Source organism: Spiroplasma sp. ChiS, from assembly GCF_002968355.1.
Taxonomy (GTDB): domain Bacteria; phylum Bacillota_I; class Bacilli_A; order Mycoplasmatales; family Mycoplasmataceae; genus Spiroplasma; species Spiroplasma citri.
Map to the genome: position 1 here is coordinate 1 of NZ_PUUH01000148.1, position 1,167 is coordinate 1,167.

A 1,167-nucleotide genomic window follows, 5' to 3' on the forward strand; every position below is an offset into this window, starting at 1 on the left:
ATACAAATAACTTTCATCAAATAAAATAACACTATCATCTGGGGGAACCGGTTTTGTTCTATCTGTAAAATCTAAATTTTTAAATGTTAAAACTTTAACTTTATCATCTTCTAACGGATAATTAGTAAAATCTAAATTTTTAAATGTTAAAACTTTAACTTTATCATCTTCTAACGGATAATTACTATAAATTTCATCTGTCAATAATTTCATAGTTTGCGACAAATAAGTTAAAAGTAATGTTTTACCAGTTCCTAACTTACCAATAATTACCGATAACGGATTATCTCAAACAAAATTTACTAACCGAAAAGCATTTAACTGATAAAAAATATTTTTTCACAATCATCACACAAAATAAACACACTGCAAAGCAAATAATATTCAAAATACTAAACCAACACAATACAAAGAAATTAACCAAAGTAATAAATCAATTAAACTAAACAAAAGCATTGAACCACTAATATAACAATAGTTTTTAAAGAAAAATATAAATTTTTTCATTATTTAAAATACCCAACTATTTTAAAAACCATTCACAAGAAAAACCAAGTTAAAAACAAAATCACAATTCAAACAACAACCATCAAAGTTAAATATTCATTTTGCGTTAAATTCCACATTGTAATACTTTCAACATTAGTTTTATCTATAAACAAAAAGACATGAATGAAAAACTCTTTTAATTTAATTCAATCATTTTGCATTTTTAAAAACTCCACATTTTTTGAATAAGTTTAAAAAACATTCCAAAAAAAACAATAAATAACACAAACGATATAACATATAAAAACTCAGGGGCATTTGCAATTTTTTAACAGCACCTACACCTAAAACTATGACTGAGGGTATGACTGGTATTTGAACGGGTTTGACTAGTGCATTATGAAAAGTTAAAGAAGGTATAACAAATATTTTACCTGAGATAATGGTTTTCTTAGGTGAAGCGTGAATTATATTAATTCCATTTGCTATATTTTGTATTATTAAAATCTTAAACTTTTTCCGTGTTATGGTTAAAGGATTTTAATATTTATTATAATCGATTATATCTTAGTTAAGGCACACTAGGAAGTTTTAGTGAAATAATTGTTTTAATTGGTGATACCATTCATGATAATCAAAAAATAGATGGTATCACATTTGTAAAAAATGAATTTATTA

At 24.2% G+C, this 1,167-nt stretch carries 2 protein-coding genes and 1 pseudogene; 1 reads left to right on the plus strand and 2 read right to left on the minus strand.

What is annotated here, in order from left to right; all coding sequences use genetic code 4:
- Together C6B38_RS04505 and C6B38_RS04510 are read right to left on the minus strand one after the other, a co-directional pair.
- Nucleotides 1–507 (minus strand): annotated as a pseudogene (locus C6B38_RS04505) (hypothetical protein); the annotation flags it as partial.
- Nucleotides 507–710 carry a DUF2649 family protein gene (locus tag C6B38_RS04510; RefSeq protein ID WP_105298814.1) on the minus strand — a complete coding sequence of 68 codons (204 nt, stop codon included), beginning with the start codon at nt 708–710 and terminating at the stop codon, nt 507–509. The gene C6B38_RS04510 and the pseudogene C6B38_RS04505, both read right to left, overlap by 1 nt.
- A 131-nt stretch (nt 711–841) precedes the next feature.
- Between C6B38_RS04510 and C6B38_RS04515 the strand changes: the two genes are divergently transcribed.
- Nucleotides 842–1,033, plus strand: a complete 192-nt coding sequence (locus C6B38_RS04515; protein WP_105298815.1) for a hypothetical protein — start codon at nt 842–844, stop codon at nt 1,031–1,033.
- Nucleotides 1,034–1,167: the final 134 nt, after the last annotated feature.